At 49.5% G+C, this 17,698-nt stretch carries 15 protein-coding genes and 1 riboswitch; of the genes, 4 read left to right on the forward strand and 11 right to left on the reverse strand.

Annotated elements, in window-relative coordinates; translation table 11 throughout:
- Window positions 1–2: 2 nt before the first annotated feature.
- Window positions 3–182: riboswitch (cyclic di-AMP (ydaO/yuaA leader) on the reverse strand.
- A gap of 174 nt (window positions 183–356) precedes the next feature.
- The 3 genes from GNP95_RS21450 to GNP95_RS21460 all read right to left on the reverse strand — a co-directional run bounded on the left by GNP95_RS21450 (window position 357) and on the right by GNP95_RS21460 (window position 2,659).
- A complete protein-coding gene (locus GNP95_RS21450) occupies window positions 357–1,079 on the reverse strand; it encodes an amino acid ABC transporter ATP-binding protein (protein WP_330163555.1) in 723 nt (240 codons plus the stop codon).
- Window positions 1,066–1,740, reverse strand: a complete 675-nt coding sequence (locus tag GNP95_RS21455) for an amino acid ABC transporter permease (protein ID WP_155612880.1) — start codon at window positions 1,738–1,740, stop codon at window positions 1,066–1,068. Before GNP95_RS21455 ends, GNP95_RS21450 begins: the two co-directional genes overlap by 14 nt.
- A gap of 112 nt (window positions 1,741–1,852) precedes the next feature.
- Complete coding sequence (locus GNP95_RS21460) at window positions 1,853–2,659, reverse strand: transporter substrate-binding domain-containing protein (RefSeq protein ID WP_155612881.1); 807 nt, start codon at window positions 2,657–2,659, stop codon at window positions 1,853–1,855.
- Between the two features lie 404 nt (window positions 2,660–3,063).
- Here GNP95_RS21460 and GNP95_RS21465 point away from each other — a divergent pair, with 404 nt between their 5' ends.
- A complete protein-coding gene (locus GNP95_RS21465) occupies window positions 3,064–4,809 on the forward strand; it encodes an alpha-glycosidase (RefSeq protein ID WP_155612882.1) in 1,746 nt (581 codons plus the stop codon).
- 75 nt (window positions 4,810–4,884) lie between these two features.
- Here GNP95_RS21465 and glgA read toward each other — a convergent pair whose 3' ends face one another.
- Window positions 4,885–6,321 (reverse strand): glycogen synthase GlgA, encoded by a 1,437-nt coding sequence (glgA, locus tag GNP95_RS21470; protein ID WP_155612883.1) that lies wholly within the window; start codon window positions 6,319–6,321, stop codon window positions 4,885–4,887.
- A complete protein-coding gene (glgB, locus tag GNP95_RS21475) occupies window positions 6,318–8,258 on the reverse strand; it encodes a 1,4-alpha-glucan branching protein GlgB (RefSeq protein ID WP_230873947.1) in 1,941 nt (646 codons plus the stop codon). Before glgB ends, glgA begins: the two co-directional genes overlap by 4 nt.
- A gap of 196 nt (window positions 8,259–8,454) precedes the next feature.
- Between glgB and GNP95_RS21480 the strand changes: the two genes are divergently transcribed.
- Window positions 8,455–9,681, forward strand: coding sequence for a glucose-1-phosphate adenylyltransferase (locus GNP95_RS21480; protein ID WP_155612885.1), 1,227 nt, complete (start codon window positions 8,455–8,457; stop codon window positions 9,679–9,681).
- Window positions 9,682–9,750: 69 nt separating this feature from the next.
- Here GNP95_RS21480 and GNP95_RS21485 read toward each other — a convergent pair whose 3' ends face one another.
- From GNP95_RS21485 to GNP95_RS21510, 6 genes are all read right to left on the reverse strand, one after another.
- Window positions 9,751–10,284, reverse strand: coding sequence for a GNAT family N-acetyltransferase (locus GNP95_RS21485; protein WP_155612886.1), 534 nt, complete (start codon window positions 10,282–10,284; stop codon window positions 9,751–9,753).
- On the reverse strand, window positions 10,277–11,782 hold the full coding sequence (locus GNP95_RS21490) for a sensor histidine kinase (protein ID WP_155612887.1): 1,506 nt from the start codon (window positions 11,780–11,782) through the stop codon (window positions 10,277–10,279). The genes GNP95_RS21485 and GNP95_RS21490 overlap by 8 nt, the downstream gene beginning before the upstream one ends.
- Complete coding sequence (locus tag GNP95_RS21495; protein ID WP_155612888.1) at window positions 11,779–12,477, reverse strand: response regulator transcription factor; 699 nt, start codon at window positions 12,475–12,477, stop codon at window positions 11,779–11,781. Before GNP95_RS21495 ends, GNP95_RS21490 begins: the two co-directional genes overlap by 4 nt.
- 34 nt (window positions 12,478–12,511) lie before the next feature.
- Complete coding sequence (locus GNP95_RS21500; RefSeq protein ID WP_330163562.1) at window positions 12,512–13,774, reverse strand: hypothetical protein; 1,263 nt, start codon at window positions 13,772–13,774, stop codon at window positions 12,512–12,514.
- Window positions 13,775–13,779: 5 nt separating this feature from the next.
- Entirely contained in the window at window positions 13,780–14,514 is a 735-nt protein-coding gene (locus GNP95_RS21505) for a phosphonate ABC transporter ATP-binding protein (protein WP_155612890.1), read from the reverse strand.
- A gap of 82 nt (window positions 14,515–14,596) precedes the next feature.
- Entirely contained in the window at window positions 14,597–15,775 is a 1,179-nt protein-coding gene (locus GNP95_RS21510; RefSeq protein ID WP_155612891.1) for an MFS transporter, read from the reverse strand.
- Window positions 15,776–15,970: 195 nt separating this feature from the next.
- Between GNP95_RS21510 and GNP95_RS21515 the strand changes: the two genes are divergently transcribed.
- The gene (locus GNP95_RS21515) at window positions 15,971–16,885 is read left to right on the forward strand and encodes an ArsR/SmtB family transcription factor (RefSeq protein WP_155612892.1); all 915 of its coding nucleotides are present in this window, start codon (window positions 15,971–15,973) and stop codon (window positions 16,883–16,885) included.
- A gap of 37 nt (window positions 16,886–16,922) precedes the next feature.
- Window positions 16,923–17,687, forward strand: coding sequence for an HAD family hydrolase (locus GNP95_RS21520; protein ID WP_155612893.1), 765 nt, complete (start codon window positions 16,923–16,925; stop codon window positions 17,685–17,687).
- Window positions 17,688–17,698: the final 11 nt, after the last annotated feature.

The raw sequence follows: 17,698 nt of genomic DNA on the forward strand, positions 1-17,698 counted from the left end.
GATGCTCCTCCTTTAACTTGGCCTGCGGAGTTAGTTGTCGGATTCGGAAAAAAGGATAGCTCCCGGCGCCGGATCATCAGCGCTTCACCCCAAGACATACCATGCTGTCACCTTGTACTAGCATTGCTTGTCATAAGTCGTCCCCCGTACCTGCCTTGGCAGTGTTTCGGCCGTAATGAATATATCACAATTTTGTAACCTATGGACCATGCAAATGTTACCAATGGTATTAAAACCAGTATTTATCAAGAAAAAACAATGATGAAAACCGTGACAAAAATTTAAATTATTGGAGGTAACACCAAAAAGGCATGACCCTTGGTCATGCCTTTGCAATGCTATTTTCTAATTACCAATTACAAAACTTTGCTTAAAAAATCCTGCGTCCGCTGATTCTGCGGCGAACCGAACACCTGCTGCGGGCTGCCCTGCTCGATAATAACGCCTTGATCCATAAACAAGATGCGGTCGCCGACCTCGCGGGCGAAGCCCATTTCATGCGTGACGATAACCATCGTCATCCCGCCTGTAGCCAGCTCCTTCATGACTTCCAGAACCTCGCCCACCATCTCGGGATCGAGTGCGGACGTCGGCTCGTCAAACAGCATCACATGCGGCTCCATCGCCAGGGCGCGAGCGATGGCGATGCGCTGCTTCTGTCCTCCTGACAGTTGGGAAGGGTAAGCCCCGCTCTTCTCCTCCAGACCCACTTTGCGCAGCAACTGAAGCGCGAAGGCCTCTGCGTCCTGCTTCGCCTGTTTTTTCACCTGGAGCGGAGCCATCATAATATTCTCAAGCACCGTTTTGTGTGGAAAAAGGTTAAAATGCTGAAATACCATTCCCATTTTCTCACGGGTTTTGTTGATATTATGATTCTTGCCGGTAATAAGCTCTCCTTCGAAATGGATTTCGCCGCTGGACGGCTCCTCTAACCGGTTCAGACAGCGCAGGAAGGTGCTTTTTCCCGATCCGCTCGGCCCGATAACGACGACGACCTCTCCGCGGTTGATTTCCAGGTCAATGCCTTTTAAAATATGCAGCTGGCCGAATTTTTTATGCAAATTCTTAACGGTTATCACTAGCCTGCAGCCTCCTTTCAAAACGGCCCAAAATACGGGAAAGCGTAAATGTGACGATAAAATACATCACGGCAACAATCAGGAACGGCATCATGCCGTTATACGTAATCCCTTGAACGGCGCCCGCCTGGAACATTATTTCGGTCACCCCGATAAAGGAAACAATCGACGATTCCTTGACGATAACGACGAACTCGTTGCCAATCGCCGGCAGCACGTTTTTGATCGCCTGCGGAATAATAATGAAACGCATCGTTTGACCCTGCGTCATCCCGAGCGAACGCGCCGCTTCGCTTTGACCGCGATCCACGCCCTGAATGCCCGCGCGGAATATTTCCGCTAAATAAGCCGAGCTGTTAATGGACAACGTAATCGCCCCCGATTCAATCGGATCAAAATTGATATCAAACATGTAAGATAAGCCGTAGTGAATGATCATCAGCTGTACTAGCATCGGCGTTCCGCGCAGAAACTCAACCCAGGCATGTCCGATAAAGCGTACGATTCCCCATGGCGACATCCGGATCAAAGCGACAAACAATCCAAGAATGAACCCGAACAAAACGCCTAACGCGGCAAGCCATAACGTGTACTGCAGTCCGGTTAGAAAATAACTGCGGTATTCCCAAAACATCGTTGCAAAATCAGTAAAAAAGTTCATAAGCCTATCATACCTCCAATTACAGCGCCCGTTTCGTTAAAAACAGAAAAATAGCGAATTTTCTCCGCTATTTTCTGCCAGGTTGTCTTATCATCGCATGACCAAAGCCAAGTTATCTAATGGACAGATCGCTGGCTTCTTGTACAAATTTCTCAATGCTGCCGTCCTGGATCAGGCGATCCAATGTGGCATTCACTTGATCCAGCAGCTCCTTGTTGCCCTTCTTAATGCCTACGACGTAACCTTCATCCTCTGTTACAGGCTCCGCATCGGTAATGACGATGCCGTCTACATTCTTCACGAACGATTCGGCAACAGGGCCCTCGATAATAGCCACATCAACACGCCCCGAGTTCAGCTGCATGATGATGTCAGAAATCTTCGCCAGAGAGGTCAGCTTAGCACCAGGAATTTCTTTAGCGATGTCCTCCTGGATTGAGCTCTTCTGAACGCCGATCTTAAGGCCTTCCAGCGATTCAAGCGTGGAATATTTATCTTTGTCCGCTTCGCGGGCAACGACTGCCTGTTTGGCGTTGTAGTAGATTTGCGACATTTCGATTTCTTTCGCACGCTCAGGCGTCGGGCTCAATCCGGAAATGACGATGTCCACCCGGCCGCTGCCCAGCTCATTGAGCAGGGATGAGAACACCATATCCTTGATTTCGAGCTCTGCACCCATATCCTTGGCGATTTCTTTAGCAATTTCCACGTCGAATCCGACGATCTCGTCTTCCCCTTTGTCATTCTTGATATGGAACTCATATGGCGGGAAATCGGCGCTCAATCCGAGAACCAGCTTCTTCGCTGCCGGCGTGGCAGATCCTTGCGAGCTGTCCTTGGTTTCTTTGGCTTGTCCACAAGCTGCCAGTACAGTCGTAAGCAACAGTACCGCCATCAATAATGTACCCCATTTTTTCATGTCTCTCTCTCCTTGCTAAGTTATGAAAATTAATCATCGTCTCATGATTTCACTGGGCTAATTATAGATCATTATGCATATATATGCAAAAGAAATTTTCGACATTTTTCTTTCATCCTTTCTTCATCTATTATACCCGCGGTCAATTGCTCTTTTTCATGTTATTTAGATCACTCCCCGATTAGAACCTATATGATTACCATTAAAATCCACTCTCCGAACCCTCGTGATTCATTCTTTTATCAACAACAATGAACTTTATCACAGCATCGCGTTACCTGAATCAATGATTTTATACATTATAAAACGCAGCTCATGGCCTCCTCTTATTCAGGGAATAATGGTTCATACCAAGGGAGAGCTGGTTATTAATTAGCTGTAGCAGATGTTAAGGAGGTGGCCGCATGCTGCTTGAAGCTTTGTACCACGTGCCTCGCGATAAATGGGCTTATGCTTACAATCCGACAACGATTCATTTGCGTGTGCGCACCAAAAGAGATGATATAGAGCAAGTATTTGCCATGACCGGGGACAAGTACGACTGGCAGAGGACTTATCAGGAATTGGCCATGGAAAAAGCGGCCCATGACGCGATGTTTGATTACTGGGAAATCGCTGTGAAGCCGAATTACAAACGGCTCTCCTACGCCTTTAAACTGGTTGCCGGCAGCGAAACAGTTTATATGCAGGACAGCGGGATCGGACACGAGCCGCCTACTCCGCCGGGCGAGTTGTACGAATTTCCTTATATTCATGAGATTGACGTTTTTAAAGTGCCGGAATGGGCCAAAGAGGCTGTGTTTTATCAAATAATGCCTGAGCGCTTTGCGAATGGCGACCCGTCTAACGATCCTAAGCCAATCGAACCCTGGGGAGGAACGCCAAAGATCGACAATTTTTTCGGGGGCGATCTGCAAGGTGTTCTGGATCATCTGGACGATTTAGTCGACCTTGGCATTAACGCTATTTATTTTACACCGCTTTTCACCTCCCCCTCTAATCACAAATACGATACGGTCGATTATAAGAGTGTCGATCCTCATTTTGGGGACAACGCGCTGTTAAAGCGGCTAGTCGCGGCTTGCCATGAAAAAGGGATCCGAGTTGTGCTCGACGCCGTATTCAACCATTGCAGCGAGCAGTTTCCTCCTTTTCAGGATGTGCTGAAGCATGGGCAGGATTCTAAGTATATTGACTGGTTCCATATTAATGAATTCCCAGTGTCCATTAAGAACGGTATTCCAACTTACGATACGTTCGGATTTTTTGGCAATATGCCGAAATTCAACACTGCGAATCCTGAAGTGAAGGAATATTTGCTTGGCGTAGCGGAATATTGGATCAAAGAAATCAATCTTGACGGGTGGCGCCTTGACGTCGCCAATGAAATTGACCATCATTTCTGGCGCGATTTCAGGAAAGTCGTCAAAACGGCCAATCCGGATGCTTATATTATCGGAGAGGTCTGGAGCGATTCCCTCAACTGGCTGCTCGGGGATCAATTCGATTCCGTCATGAACTATCCCTTCGCTGACAAAGTGCTAACCTTCTTTAACGGAGGCATGGACGGATACAGCTTCTCCAATGAGATGGGCTCGCTCATCATGCGTTATCCGCAGCAAACCAATGAGGTTATTTTCAACATGCTGTGCAGCCATGATACGCCTAGGCTGCTGACCAGCGTAGGACATGACAAGCGTAAGCTGAAGCTATGCGTCGTCTTTCTTTTCACCTATATGGGAACACCATGCATTTTCTACGGCGATGAAGTCGGTATATCGGGAAATGGCGATCCCGATTGCCGCAAATGTATGGTCTGGGATCCCCATAAACAGGATCGCGAGCTGTATGATTTCTATAAACTGATGATCGCTCTGCGTAAGAAGCACGCCGCCTTGCGCCAAGGCCGCTTCCGCTTCCTGCATGCGGACATTCATGATCCATGCATCATTTACGAGCGGCTCGACGACAAGGTCCATTTTACGATCTGGATGAACAATACCGGTAAGAAGCGTACGCTGTCGCATCCGATGGACACGAACGACTGGTATGATGCTTTGACAGGCGAACGCGTGATGCCGGATAAAGGCATCATGAATATCAGCCTTGATCCGTACGGATACCGCATACTATGCCGTAAGCTGAACTAGCTGGCTTGATCTGCGGGAACTACAAATCCCCCAACTCCTCGGGTTGAATCGAAGGATTGGGGGATTTGTAGTTGTTCAAGCATCTCTCGCAACTCGTTCATAGATATCGATATATTGTTTGGCCGACACCGCCCAGCTGTAATCTCCAGCAAAGGCATTGCGAAGCAGCTGTTTCCAGTGATCTTGCTGATGATAAAATTCGATTGCCCGGCGCAATGTGTACAGCAGGTCGTGGGCATTGAAATTCGCAAACGTGAATCCGTTCCCTTCTCCGGTCGCCTCGTTGTAGGACTTTACCGTATCGTTCAACCCTCCGGTTTCACGGACGACCGGGATACTGCCATAACGCAGTGCCAGCAGCTGGCTAATTCCGCAGGGCTCGAATTTGGAGGGCATCAGGAACAGGTCGCTGCCTGCATATATTTTCCGGGACAATGCGTCACTGAACAGTAATTGCGCCGACAGCTTTGCAGGGTGACGATGCGCCGCTTCTCTGAACCAATCCTCATACGCCCTGTCGCCTGTACCAAGAATGACGAATTGAATATCGTCAGAGGCCAGCCACTCATCCAAAATGCGGATGACCAGATCAAGCCCTTTTGGCTCAACAAGCCGTGTAACCATCGCTACGAGAGGCGTCCTGGCGGATACAGGCAGGCCCAACTCCTCCTGCAAAGCCTCCTTATTCTCCTGCTTCTTCTTTGCGCTTGACTTGTACCGGACGGCCAGTACCTCGTCTGTCGCCGGGTTGTACAGCTTCGTATCCACGCCGTTGACAATTCCCGACAATCGGTCCCCGAGGGAACGCAGCAGTCCGTCCAACCCGTAACCGTAATACGGTGTCTTGATCTCCTCCGCATAAGTCGGGCTTACTGTTGTAACATGATCTGAAAACACCAAGCCTGCTTTCATAAAACTTACAGCACCGTTATATTCGACGCCCTCCGGCGTATAATAAGTGTGCGGCAAGCTCAGCAGGTCACCAAGCACCTCGTCAGGAAATAGCCCTTGATACAGCAGATTGTGAATGGTAAATACGGTACGAATGCCAGCGTAATTAGGGTGATGGCGGAAGTGTTCCTGCAGTAATAGGGGAATCATCGCGGTGTGCCAATCATGACAGTGCAGTACGTCTGGCCAGAAATCGATCGCAGGCAGAATCTCCAGCACAGCCCGGTTCAAAAATGCAAATCTCTCCCCGTCGTCCCAGTAGCCGTACACCCCTTCCCTGCCAAAGTAGTATTCGTTATCGATAAAATATACCGGGATTTCCTCCCAAGCCAAATACTCGATCCCACCGTACTGCCGACGCCAGCCAACCGGAACTTCAACCGCCCCCCAGTGTTCAAGGAGGTCACTGTAAGCAGCGGACATATCCCGGTACTTCGGCAGCACGATTCGGACATCGTGTCCGGCCTCGTGCAGCGCTTTCGGCAATGCTCCAATGACATCGGCCAGGCCACCCGTTTTGATGAACGGCGCAACTTCCGCCGCGGCGAACAGAATTTTCATTTTTTCTTCGTCCTCCTCTTCGCTGAAGCAGTTTGTCGCTTCAACGTCTTCTTCCAAATCGTCATACTCAGGGGAGCTATATCCATGACTACGCTATGGGACTGCTCATGCCAAGGTATTTTAACAGAGGCCAAGGAGGTTTTTATCATTGTCCCGTTACCGCCGTAGGCCAAATCGTCACTGTTGAATATCAGCGTATATTCTCCATGTTTTGGCACGCCTACACGGTAGTCCGTTCGTGGGACTGCCTGAAAATTAATGATCACAAGCAGCGTGTCTCCCGCTTTCTTGCCCTTACGCAAGAAGCAAATCACGCTTTGAGCGGCATCATGCGGGTTAATCCACTGATAGCCGTCGAAAGAATGATCCAGTTCCCACAGCGCCCTCTCCTGCAAATACAGCCTGTTCAAAGCAGCCGTGTATTCCAGCATGCACCGATGCGAATCATAATCCAGAAGGAACCAGTCCAACTGGTCCTGATCCTTCCATTCAATGAATTGGCCAAACTCACCGCCCATGAATTGCAGCTTCTTCCCGGGTGAAGTAAGCTGATACCCGCGCAGCAGCCGCAGCCCGGCAAACTTCTCTTCGTAGCTGCCCGGATTTTTGTCCAGCAAAGATTTTTTTCCATGAACCACTTCATCATGTGATAAAGGCAAAATGAAATTTTCCGAATAAGCGTAGCAGATCGGAAAGGTCAGTAAATTGTGATAGCTAGGCCGCTGCTGAAAATGTTTCTCGACATATTCGAGCGTATCGTTCATCCAGCCCATATTCCACTTGTAGTTGAATCCGAGCCCTCCATCCTCGATCGGCGCAGTCACAAGCGGCCATGCGCTGGATTCCTCTGCCATCATTAATGCATGAGGATAATATTGGAATACAGTACGGTTGAGCTGCCGCAGAAAGGAAATCGCCTCGACATTCTCAATGCCTCCCTGATCGTTCAGCCGGTACTGACCAGCCTGCTTCTCGAAATCGAGACGAATCATGCTGGTGACCGCATCAACGCGAAGACCGTCAAAGTGGTAAACATCCATCCAATACAGAGCATTGGAAATGAGGAAGGAACGTATTTCCGGCTTCGAGAAATCAAAGCTGAGCGTTCCCCAGCCCGGCTTCTCAGCCATTAGCGGATCACCGTATTCGTACAGCGGTGTCCCGTCGAACATACGCAGCCCGTGAGCATCCTTTGTGAAATGTCCTGGCACCCAATCCAGCAGTACCCCGATGTCCGCCTGATGGCAGCGATCAACGAAATACATGAGATCCTCGGGCTCGCCATATCTGCTTGTAGGCGCAAAATAACCAGTAGCCTGGTAACCCCAGGACAAATCGTAAGGATGCTCGGCGAGCGGCATGATTTCAATATGGGTGTAGCCCATATCTACGACATAAGGAATTAACTCGTCAGCCATCTCCCGATAAGTGAAAAAATCGCCGCCGGGTTTTTGCCTCCACGTGCCGAAATGCACCTCATAAATGTTTAGAGGTCTCTGAAACGGCACTCTGTTCTTGCTTCTCCACTTTCCGTCATTCCATTTATAGCCTGACAATGACCGCACAATGGATGCCGTCGCCGGTCTGACCTCCGCATGAAAGGCATATGGATCGGCTTTGAGGAAAGTATCGCCGTTCGGTCCTGTTATTTCATACTTGTAAAAAGTTCCTTCTTCAACACCAGGGAAAAAGCGAGTCCAAATTCCCGAATCGGGTATCTTATATAATAAATCGTTCTGCCCACTCCATTCATTCCAGTCCGACGCAAGGCCAACACGAATCGCATGGGGTGCCCACACGGTAAATCTGACTCCTGTACGGCCGTCCTCAACCGCCCGGTGCGCACCGAACGTGAAATAACTGCGATACAGCGTACCTTCATGAAACAAGTAAATATCGCTTGCTGAAATGGCTTGCTTGGACGATCGCTCTGACAATAACAAGGAATGATCACCTGCTTTTCTAAATGTTCCAACAACTAATTTACCCATTTATTTCCGGACTGAATAACGAATTTATGGTTTGAAAAATAAAATGTAACTTTTCATCTATTTTATCTTCTGATCGTTTCAAGGGCTGCACATCTCGTTTATGTAAGTACTACATTGAAAATCCACAGGGAGGGAAAACGACATGAACAAAAAGGATTGCATTGCCATGCTGTTGGCCGGAGGAGAAGGCCGGAGATTATCTCCTCTCACGTCCAAACAGGCTAAACCGGCAGTGCCATTTGGCAGCAAATACCGTATTATCGATTTTCCTCTCAGCAATTGCGTAAACTCAGGAATCGATACCATCGGTGTTCTGACACAATATGAAGCAGAATCACTCCACCAGCATATCGGAGACGGCGAGGCATGGGGTTTGCCCAGAACGGAGAATGGCGGGATCGCTTTGCTCCCTTCTTATGGCACGGACAATACCGGAAACAATGAATATGTAGGCACCGCCGATGCCATTTATAAAAACATCGAGTACGTGGACCGCTATTCGCCCGACAACGTCCTTATTTTGTCTGGTGATCATATTTATCACATGGATTATCGCGAAATGCTGAAATCCCATATCAAGCAAGGAGCTTTGGCGACCATTTCCGTTATGCCGGTACCTTGGGAGGAAGCCCATCGTTTTGGCGTCATGTCCATCGACAAACAGCAGCGCATTACAGAATTCGCCGAAAAGCCGGAGCAACCCGTAAGCAACCTGGCCTCCATGGGTATTTACCTGTTCAAGTGGGATTTCCTGAAGCAGCATTTGATCGAGGATGCGAATGATCCGCATTCCAGCCATGATTTCGGCAAAGATGTCATCCCTAAAATGCTTGCCGGTTCCATGCCGCTGCATGCCTATGAATTTAAAGGGTACTGGCGCGACGTCGGTACTGTCCAAAGTCTATGGGACGCTCACATGGACCTGCTGAGCGGCAGGGACTGGATATTTCCGAATGAGCAATGGCCGATGTATACGCGCGAAATGCGAACGAAGCTGGGTTCTGTCAAAACCCGCAGCGCCGAAATTAAAGCATCCATGGTTCACGATTGCTGCACCCTCGAAGGCTGTGCTGAACGTTCGGTCATTTTCGGCGGATCGATCATTGGCCGCCATACTAAGATCAAGGACAGTATCGTCATGCCGAACGTAGAAATCGGCCGCAATGTGCTCATTGAGCGAGCGATCATCGGCGAAGGTGCCGTCATCAAGGATGGAGCGGTCATTAAGGGTACCGCACACGAAATCATCGTGATTGGTCCTAACGAGACAGTGCTGGCAAAACCTGCCGTCCGTACCCAGCCTTCCCGCTTACTCAAGGAAGTATACGACAATACGGCTCGCTTGCGGGCAGAAGGACTATCATCTTAAGAAGCTTTGTCCAATTCCATATTCTATGTATATAACAAAGAGCGGATCCTCATGATCCGCTCTTCAACATTACCGCAAATTTAAATTCATTTCATACAGGTTATAACCCCTGCCCTGCTTCTTGCCCGTGCCTTTATGAGCGAATCCCATGCCGGCGTACATGCGGTTAAGCTTTGCATTGCCGTCCCAGCAGTCCAAGCGTAGTGCTCTTCTCCCGAGCTCCTTCGTTCGCTTGGCCGCCCATTCAATCATCGCTCCCCCTAACTGCTTACCCCGCCAGGAAGAGCGGACCGTTAACCGGTGCAGATAGCTGCAGCCTTCTTCATTAAGCGGCCCCCAATACTCGGGATCGCTGCTCTGCAGTGTAAACATCCCGACAGCCTGATCCCCACGTATAAGCAGGTAAACTTCACGTTCGGCAAAATACCGATCAATCTCCGCTGCCGTAAATTGTTGCGGATTCCATTGCTGCACGCCAAGGCTTGCCATCCACTCCGCCGCTTCGATCAGCATCTCGCGGACGGTATCCTTGTCCTGTGCATCGGCAAGCGCAATCGCAAACGATCCGTGCGGTGTAGTGATCTCTTCCCATAAATTATGCATCCTCGTTCATCCCATCTTGACCCAATTGTTCGTTCCCAGTTAACAGATCCGAAGTTTGCGGCGCTTCTGCGCCTTCCGCTCCAGTGCCTGCTTCCCCTACCATTTCCAGCAGAGGCAGCGTAACGGATACGGTGGTCCCTGCACCGAGCTCGCTATGGATTTGCATTTCACCTTTATGCAGTTCGACAATCTGCTTACTGATGGCCAGCCCGAGCCCCGTGCCGCCCCGGTTATGATTAACTTGGAAGAAGCGGTCGCTCACTTTGCCTAGATGCTCTTCGCTAATCCCGATTCCGCTGTCGATCACTTGCACTAGAGCCGTACTGTTATCCTTTAAAGTGATGACGAGATGAATCCAGCTGTTCTCATTTGAAAATTTAACCGCATTATCCACCAGATTCAAAAATACCTGCTTCAGACGGTTGCCATCTCCAACCACGATCACAGGACGCTCCGCGCGATCATCCAGCTTCAGCTGGATCTGCTTCTGCTCGGCCTTAGCCCATACGTTAAGCATCGTCTCCTGCAGCAGCTCCTTCAGGTTCACCTTGCCGATGACTAGCTTCATCTCATTTTGCTGGAGCTTGGAGAAGTCGAGCATTTCCTCGACAAGGCCGATCAGCCGCTCCGTCTCTTTGGAAATAATCTGCATCCCGATCTTCGTTTCTTCCGGGTCGAAGCCGCCGGAGGTTAATGTTTCACTCCAGCCTTTGATACCAGTCAGCGGCGTTCGCAGCTCATGGGAAATCGACGAGATGAAATCATCCTTGATCTGGTTGCTGCGGACAATCTCCTCGGCCATATAGTTCAAGGTTGCCGCCAGCTCTCCGAGCTCATATTTATAATTCCCTTTAATCCGCGCATCAAATTTTCCCTTAGCCATCTGCGCGGAAACAGCTCTGATATTATTAATCGGTTTGACGATCGAGTTGGCGAGACCGATGCTGAACAGCGTCACCAGAGCCAGTACGGCCGAACCTACGCCCACGGAGAGCAGCGTCATGTTCATCAGCTTGGCATTGACGTCCTCCAGGGAAGTAACATATCTGACAATATAGCGGTTCTCACCACGGACCTGCAGTGGGGTTGATACGGCCATGACCCATTCTCCGGTTGCCTGCCGTCCTACCCATTTGCCAACGCCCCCGGCAAGGGCCTGCGGCACGTCGCTTGTCTGAATGGGTTTGTCCGCCTGAAACTGCGTGCTGCTGGCCTTCACCTCGCCCTTGCGGCCTAAGACCATCAGTTCCGTATTATCCAGCTCGAACGTACGGAGAATCTCCGTGAAATAATCCGGATCCCTCTCCGCATAGAGCTTCACAAATCTCTGGAAATAATCCGTTGTCCTTGTAGCATGGTTGGACATATGGTTCTCAATCGTTTGGTAGTAATATGTCCGTAAGGCGAAGGCAAATATGACTTCAACCATAAACAAGGTTACAAATACTACGATGAAATAATGCAGGACGATTTGGCGCCCGATCCCTTTTTTGATCATTGCCCCTCGCCCTTCCACTTATAACCGTGTCCCCATACGGTTTGCAGGAAGGCCGGTTCGGAAGGGTTGTTTTCGATTTTTTGACGCAGTCTGCGAATATTTACGTCAACAATTTTGGGATCGCCCATATATTCCTTGCCCCAGACATGGTCCAACAGCAGATCGCGGCTCAGCGGCGTGTTCTCCTTCTCCAGAAAATACTGAATAAGTGAAAACTCAGTTGGTGTAAGCTCGATAAGCTGTCCGTTTTTCTTGAACTGCTTGCTGATCAAATCGAGTGTGAATGGCCCAGAGGTAAAGGATACCTTTGCGCTGCTCTCCCTGTACACATTCACACGTCTCAGTAAGGACTGGATGCGGGCAATGAGTTCAGTCGGACTAAACGGCTTGCTGATGTGGTCGTCCGCTCCGACGGAGAGAGCATATACCTTATCCTGCTCCTGCACCTTGGCCGTTAGAAAAATGATGCCGATCCGTTCATTCGATTCCCGGATTTTGCGGCATACCTCGAAACCGTCGATTCCCGGCACCATAACGTCCAGCAAAGCGATATCGATGTCCGGAATGCTGTTATACCGGTCCAATGCCTCATTGCCGTCCGCCGCCTCGATTACTTCAAAGCCATTGCGCTTCAGGTTGATCACGATAAAGCTGCGGATGGATTCTTCGTCTTCCAAGATTAACACTTTGCTCAACTTTGCCTTCCTCCCTTTTGATTGCATTAAGCGATTAGCGCTTAATTTCTTTCTCGCCTTTATTCACTCTTAAATCGGTATGGCTAAGGAAACCGATCACTTTATCGTTGTCGCGCGCTAGCAATTCCCAGTCTTCCTTGACCTGCTCCCACTCCGCTAAAGAGAAGAAGCGGATTTCCGCCAGTGTCGCGTTCGTATCGATATCGATGAAATTGATATGTTCATCCTTGATGGATTTAATATCGATTGTTACTTTACCCCACCATTCCTTCGGAAGATTGAAATAGAACCTGCCTTCCAAATCCATATATTGCTGCATGACAAAAGTCAAACCATTGCTCGGATCCCATCGATAATACGAGAACAGCCAAGGAATATCGTCAAAAGCGATGTATTCCCAGCCTCTCGGGGTTTCCAGCATACCGATTTCCAGAATACCGTCATCATTGACATCAGCGCTCATGATCTGGTAATCCTTCAGCGTCGCGCTCTGGTCGGGTATGAGATCTACAAGCTGACCGTCTTCCATCACTATAATGATGGAATATCCGGAATGCTCGCCTGATATAGCGTCAAGAATTATTCCGCGCTTATCCGGCGTAATGTTGCCATGAACAACGTTGTAATAACCGCTTACCGCATCTTCGAGCTGCAGCTTAGCCAACTCCTGAAATGATTGATCATATTGATAAGTCGTTATCGTTGTATATTGATCCTTCCTGAGCGATATAACTGTAATATCAAGCTGGCCGTCATCATTCAGATCATCGATGATGAAATAGTTATATGGAAGCTCCAAAATCCGCTCCACCGAGCTTCCCGTATAGGAATAGACGATTAAGCCTTTCTGGGTTTGCTTCTCCCCGCTCGAGAATCCGGCAACGATATTAATTTCACCGTTCCCGGTCACTTCCTTGAGTTCAAAAGATTCAAGCACCTGGCCTTCTCCATCGAATCTGACCTTTGGTATCCACGTATTGTCCCGGTTTTCCAGAATCAGGCCATGAACCTTGACCTTCTCCATCGGGGTCTCGTAGAAAACCACCGCTTCCATGATGCCGTCCTTGTTGAGGTCGACCACCCGGATTGAGCTAATGTCCGCCGCATCGCGAGGGCGAATGACCGCGCCCTTGAGTTGGGCGTTGATGACGCTTCTCAGCGTCTCCTTATCAGAGCTAAGCTCGGGCGTTTTCATCAGCAGCTTCGGATCCATCATAAAGTTGCATCCGCTAAGCACAAGCAGCAGCAATGCGCTTCCCAGAAGGGGAAGCCATCTGGTTAAATTCAATCGTATCACTCTCTTCATGCTAAGTCGATTTGCCGCTTCTCTTCGCCGGTTAGACGTCTTCCCTTCACGTCTAGCTGGAGCTGCCCGTCGTAAATGCCCCAAATTCTCGTGCAGTACCGCTCCGCCAGCTCGATCGGCAGCGCCGCGATGACCGTCTTTCCCTGTTCGGTGCATAAACTTTTGAGCGTAGCCATGACTTTGTCCGCAGAGTGCGGGTCCAGTCCGATAACCGGCTCATCCGCGGCAATAAAGCCCGCGCCGTGCACCAGCGCCCGGCAAATCGCCACGCGCTGCCGTTCACCCCCGCTTAAATTGCCTGCTTTGAGATGCGCTTTGTCCAGCAAGCCGAATTTCTCCAGCTCGTCCATCGCGCCCATATAATCGTCCGAGCGTACCATGCCTGTCAGCCGCCTTAGCAGCGATGTCTGCCCGGCTTGGCCGATCAGCACGTTTTTCAGCGCGGTTTTCTCGGGGTTAAGTGTAGGATTCTGTTCCAAGTATGCGCATTTAGAACGAAATTTTCCCGCTCCCTTGCCGCCGCCGCGAATGACTGATTTGCCATCCCAGGTATAATCTCCATCATTCCAGCTTTCCCGCAGGGCGAGGCATTGCAGCAAAATGCTCTTGCCGCTTCCGCTCGGCCCGACGACTCCGATCATTTCTCCCGCTTCAAACTCGGCGCTAATCCCGTGCAGTACTTCTTTGGTATTGCCTTCTACCGATTTCTTGAGGTTGTTCACCTTAAACATGTCGATTCTCCTTTGGTCAATGCTTCTCTTCCTTTAGTTTATTGGAAATAGCTCTGAAAATCCATTACACCATGTTCATAATTTATGATTTATTCCCAGCTTCCGGCCGAAACAGCAAACCCGCCACCGAAAATGTCAAATAAAACAAACCGAGAATCACGAACAGCAAGCCGGCCGAGCCGAAATGCATGGCAGCTCCGCCCAAATTCGGACCCGCGATGCTGCCGATATTAAAATGAATGGAAGCGATGACGTTGGCCGCAGGAAGCAGATGCCGCGGCAAAATATCGGCTGCATAGGCCAAGCCAAGCGAGAAAAATGAACCGACCAGGCCGCCGGTAAGCATGAAGATCATCAGAAGTCCAAAATAATCGCTTCCTATTATAGGAACGATAAGGAATAGCAGACCCCCTAGACTTCCCGCAATCATAAGAATTATTTTACGTCCGTACCGATCGCTTAAGTAGCCCAGCGGCAGCTGCAGAATCAGTCCGCCGATACCGAAAAACGGCAATAATGTAGCTATTTCGCCTGCGGTCAGCCCCGTGCGCAGCCCATAAATCGGAAAGTTGCTATTCATCGCAGCCTCCATATAGCCATAGAGCACCGACGGAATTAACGCAAACCAGGCCAAACGGTATATTCGCAGCGTTTTTCGTGAGCCGGTGGCCTTCCCTTTTCCCTCGTCCAGTTTGTCAGGCATGGTATCCGGCATTTGCAGATACACAAGCAAGGCAACCAAAGCGAACAGAATGGCTAGCAGCAGGAACGGGACAAGCTGCCCGTAAGGCAGCAGCCGGATGGCCAGCGGTCCGATAGAAAAACCAATGCCGTAAGACATCCCATAGATGGAAATATTTCTCCCCCGCTGATTCGGAGGCGTGATAAGCATCATCCAGAGCTGGGATGCAAAATGCAGCGCGTTGTCGCCTATGCCCACCAGCAGGCGGAGGATAAACCAGATTTCGAGATTCGAGATCAGCGGAAATAGCGGAAGTGCCACCATAACCAGCACCATTCCCCCAAGGATCAGCTTCTTGAAACCAATCCTATCCAGCACCTTTACCGCGACAAGAGACATCCCGAAAGAACCGATATAAAGGGCGGCCGCATGCAAGCCGTTCACGGAGGAGGAGATCCCCCGCTCTTCCATAAATATGGATAGAACAGGAAGAAGCAAGCCCTGGCTTAGTCCAGCAGCAATGATGACTAAGATAAGAATAAATACTGGTGAAAACAAGCGTTTGTGATGATATTCCATAGATGTAATTTTACTCCTTCGCTAAAAAGAAAGAAAATCGTCAACAGATGACGACTTTCCACAATCATTTGTAGGTTATAATTCAAATCAGGCATTCCACCCACAGCTTATAACAATAAACATTATAGTAGACAATCTCATAGCAAACAAGCCATAATGGATATGGATGTAAAGATGTCAGGGAGGTTTCTTGTCATGACATACAATGTCAAAGTTGACGTTTCTCCAATATATGAGCTCATCAGCAGCTTCATAGTATTTACGACCCGCAAATGGGTGAATAATCTGGATGTAGGACTGGAGTGGCTGGATGATGTCGGCTCCCGCTTTAACCTGGATACACAGCAGGCTTTCGCCGCTGCCGCGAAGTTCCCTTTTTCCGATTACGATGTGCTGTATGCCTTGGCGATGGATCGTTCCAGCCATAGCATCGACGCCTTTCTGGACGACCTGGAGCATGCCGCAAATGATACCCTTTACCATAGTATTAAATCCTATATTCCCGATATGAACACTCAAGAAGTCGAGCGTATTCGCAGCAGTTATGTCCCGCTGCTTCGGAAATGGAATGATTTGTACTTTATCGATGTCGCTCCGCAATATACGCCTCTTTTAGAAGAGGATGCGGCCGAGAAATCCACCTTATTGCATAAAATGGACCCTGAGGCCCTCGTAGAATACGCCTCAGGCGGAATCGTTCTTGAAGCGGGACTGCCAAGTAAACAGGTTGTGCTTGTCCCATCCATACATTTCCGACCCATCAACACCTATTGCTTCTATAACGGTGCGCTGCTAATCCAATATCCGATCGATATTCCTGAGCTAGACGAAGACGAACCGCCGACATGTCTGCTGCGGCTAACACGTGCACTAGCCAATCCAGAACGCCTTCGCCTGCTGCGTTATGTCGCTAATGAACCGAAATCACTGCAGGAAATGGTCAGTAACCTGCACGAATCCGAAGACAAGCTGATGCATCATCTGATGCGCCTGCGCGTGGCTGGCTTGCTTCGCGTACATCTCGTCGACGTCGATACGGAGAAATTCAGCATCAGGCCGGATGGGGCAGCTGAGCTGCAAATGTTTTTGGAATCCTATATCCGGTTATAGTAATATTGTTTCCCGCTGTACAAAGGAGTGACCTGTTTTGAATGATACACTGCGCCAACAAATCATTTTTGATCTGGATGACACACTGATTTACTGCAATAAATATTTCGATCAAATTCTGGAGAGATTCGCTGACCAGCTGTTGGAATGGTTTGGGGCAGAGCGGCTTACGGCACCTGAAATCCTTGCCAAACAAACAGAAATCGACGTTGCCGGAGTCAAGAAGCTGGGCTTCGTTAGCAGCCACTTTGCGGAATCGCTCGTGGACACGTATCGTTATTTCAGCTCATTAATCGGACGTGAAGCCAACCTGATTGAGGAGGAGCATCTATCTCAGCTTGGCATGAGCGTATACGACCAGGAAGTAGAGCCCTACCCCGGCATGGTGGAAACGCTCAATTTGCTGAGCGAGCAAGGCCATGAGCTGAACTTATATACGGGCGGTGACGAATCGATCCAGCAGCGCAAAATCGAACGGATGAAGCTGTCCTCGTATTTTGGCGACCGAATCTACATCCGCACGCATAAAAATGCCGAGGCGCTGGAGGAAATTTTACGATCGCGGCACTTCAACCGCAGACGCACCTGGATGATTGGCAACAGCCTGCGCACGGATATTGCCCCGGCGGTAGCCGCGGGAATTAACTCGATCTATATCAAGCATCCCACGGAATGGTCCTATAATCTGGTTGATATCAAGCAGCCTGCAGATACGTCGATGTACACGATATCCTCCTTGGAGCAAGTACCCGGCATTATCGCCGAAAGCCTGGCGATGACGATCCGGAACAGCGCCAGGTAAATTGCATCAGG

The sequence above is a fragment of the Paenibacillus woosongensis genome (genome assembly GCF_009725165.1).
In the GTDB taxonomy this organism is placed as follows: Bacteria; Bacillota; Bacilli; order Paenibacillales; family Paenibacillaceae; genus Fontibacillus; species Fontibacillus woosongensis.

Coding starts and splice junctions, on each gene's coding strand:
- GNP95_RS21455 (WP_155612880.1), bottom strand. CDS start 1,740: ATGAACTTTTTTACTGATTTTGCAACGATGTTTTGGGAATACCGCAGT.
- GNP95_RS21460 (WP_155612881.1), bottom strand. CDS start 2,659: ATGAAAAAATGGGGTACATTATTGATGGCGGTACTGTTGCTTACGACT.
- GNP95_RS21465 (WP_155612882.1), top strand. CDS start 3,064: ATGCTGCTTGAAGCTTTGTACCACGTGCCTCGCGATAAATGGGCTTAT.
- glgA (WP_155612883.1), bottom strand. CDS start 6,321: ATGAAAATTCTGTTCGCCGCGGCGGAAGTTGCGCCGTTCATCAAAACG.
- GNP95_RS21480 (WP_155612885.1), top strand. CDS start 8,455: ATGAACAAAAAGGATTGCATTGCCATGCTGTTGGCCGGAGGAGAAGGC.
- GNP95_RS21485 (WP_155612886.1), bottom strand. CDS start 10,284: ATGCATAATTTATGGGAAGAGATCACTACACCGCACGGATCGTTTGCG.
- GNP95_RS21490 (WP_155612887.1), bottom strand. CDS start 11,782: ATGATCAAAAAAGGGATCGGGCGCCAAATCGTCCTGCATTATTTCATC.
- GNP95_RS21505 (WP_155612890.1), bottom strand. CDS start 14,514: ATGTTTAAGGTGAACAACCTCAAGAAATCGGTAGAAGGCAATACCAAA.
- GNP95_RS21510 (WP_155612891.1), bottom strand. CDS start 15,775: ATGGAATATCATCACAAACGCTTGTTTTCACCAGTATTTATTCTTATC.
- GNP95_RS21515 (WP_155612892.1), top strand. CDS start 15,971: ATGACATACAATGTCAAAGTTGACGTTTCTCCAATATATGAGCTCATC.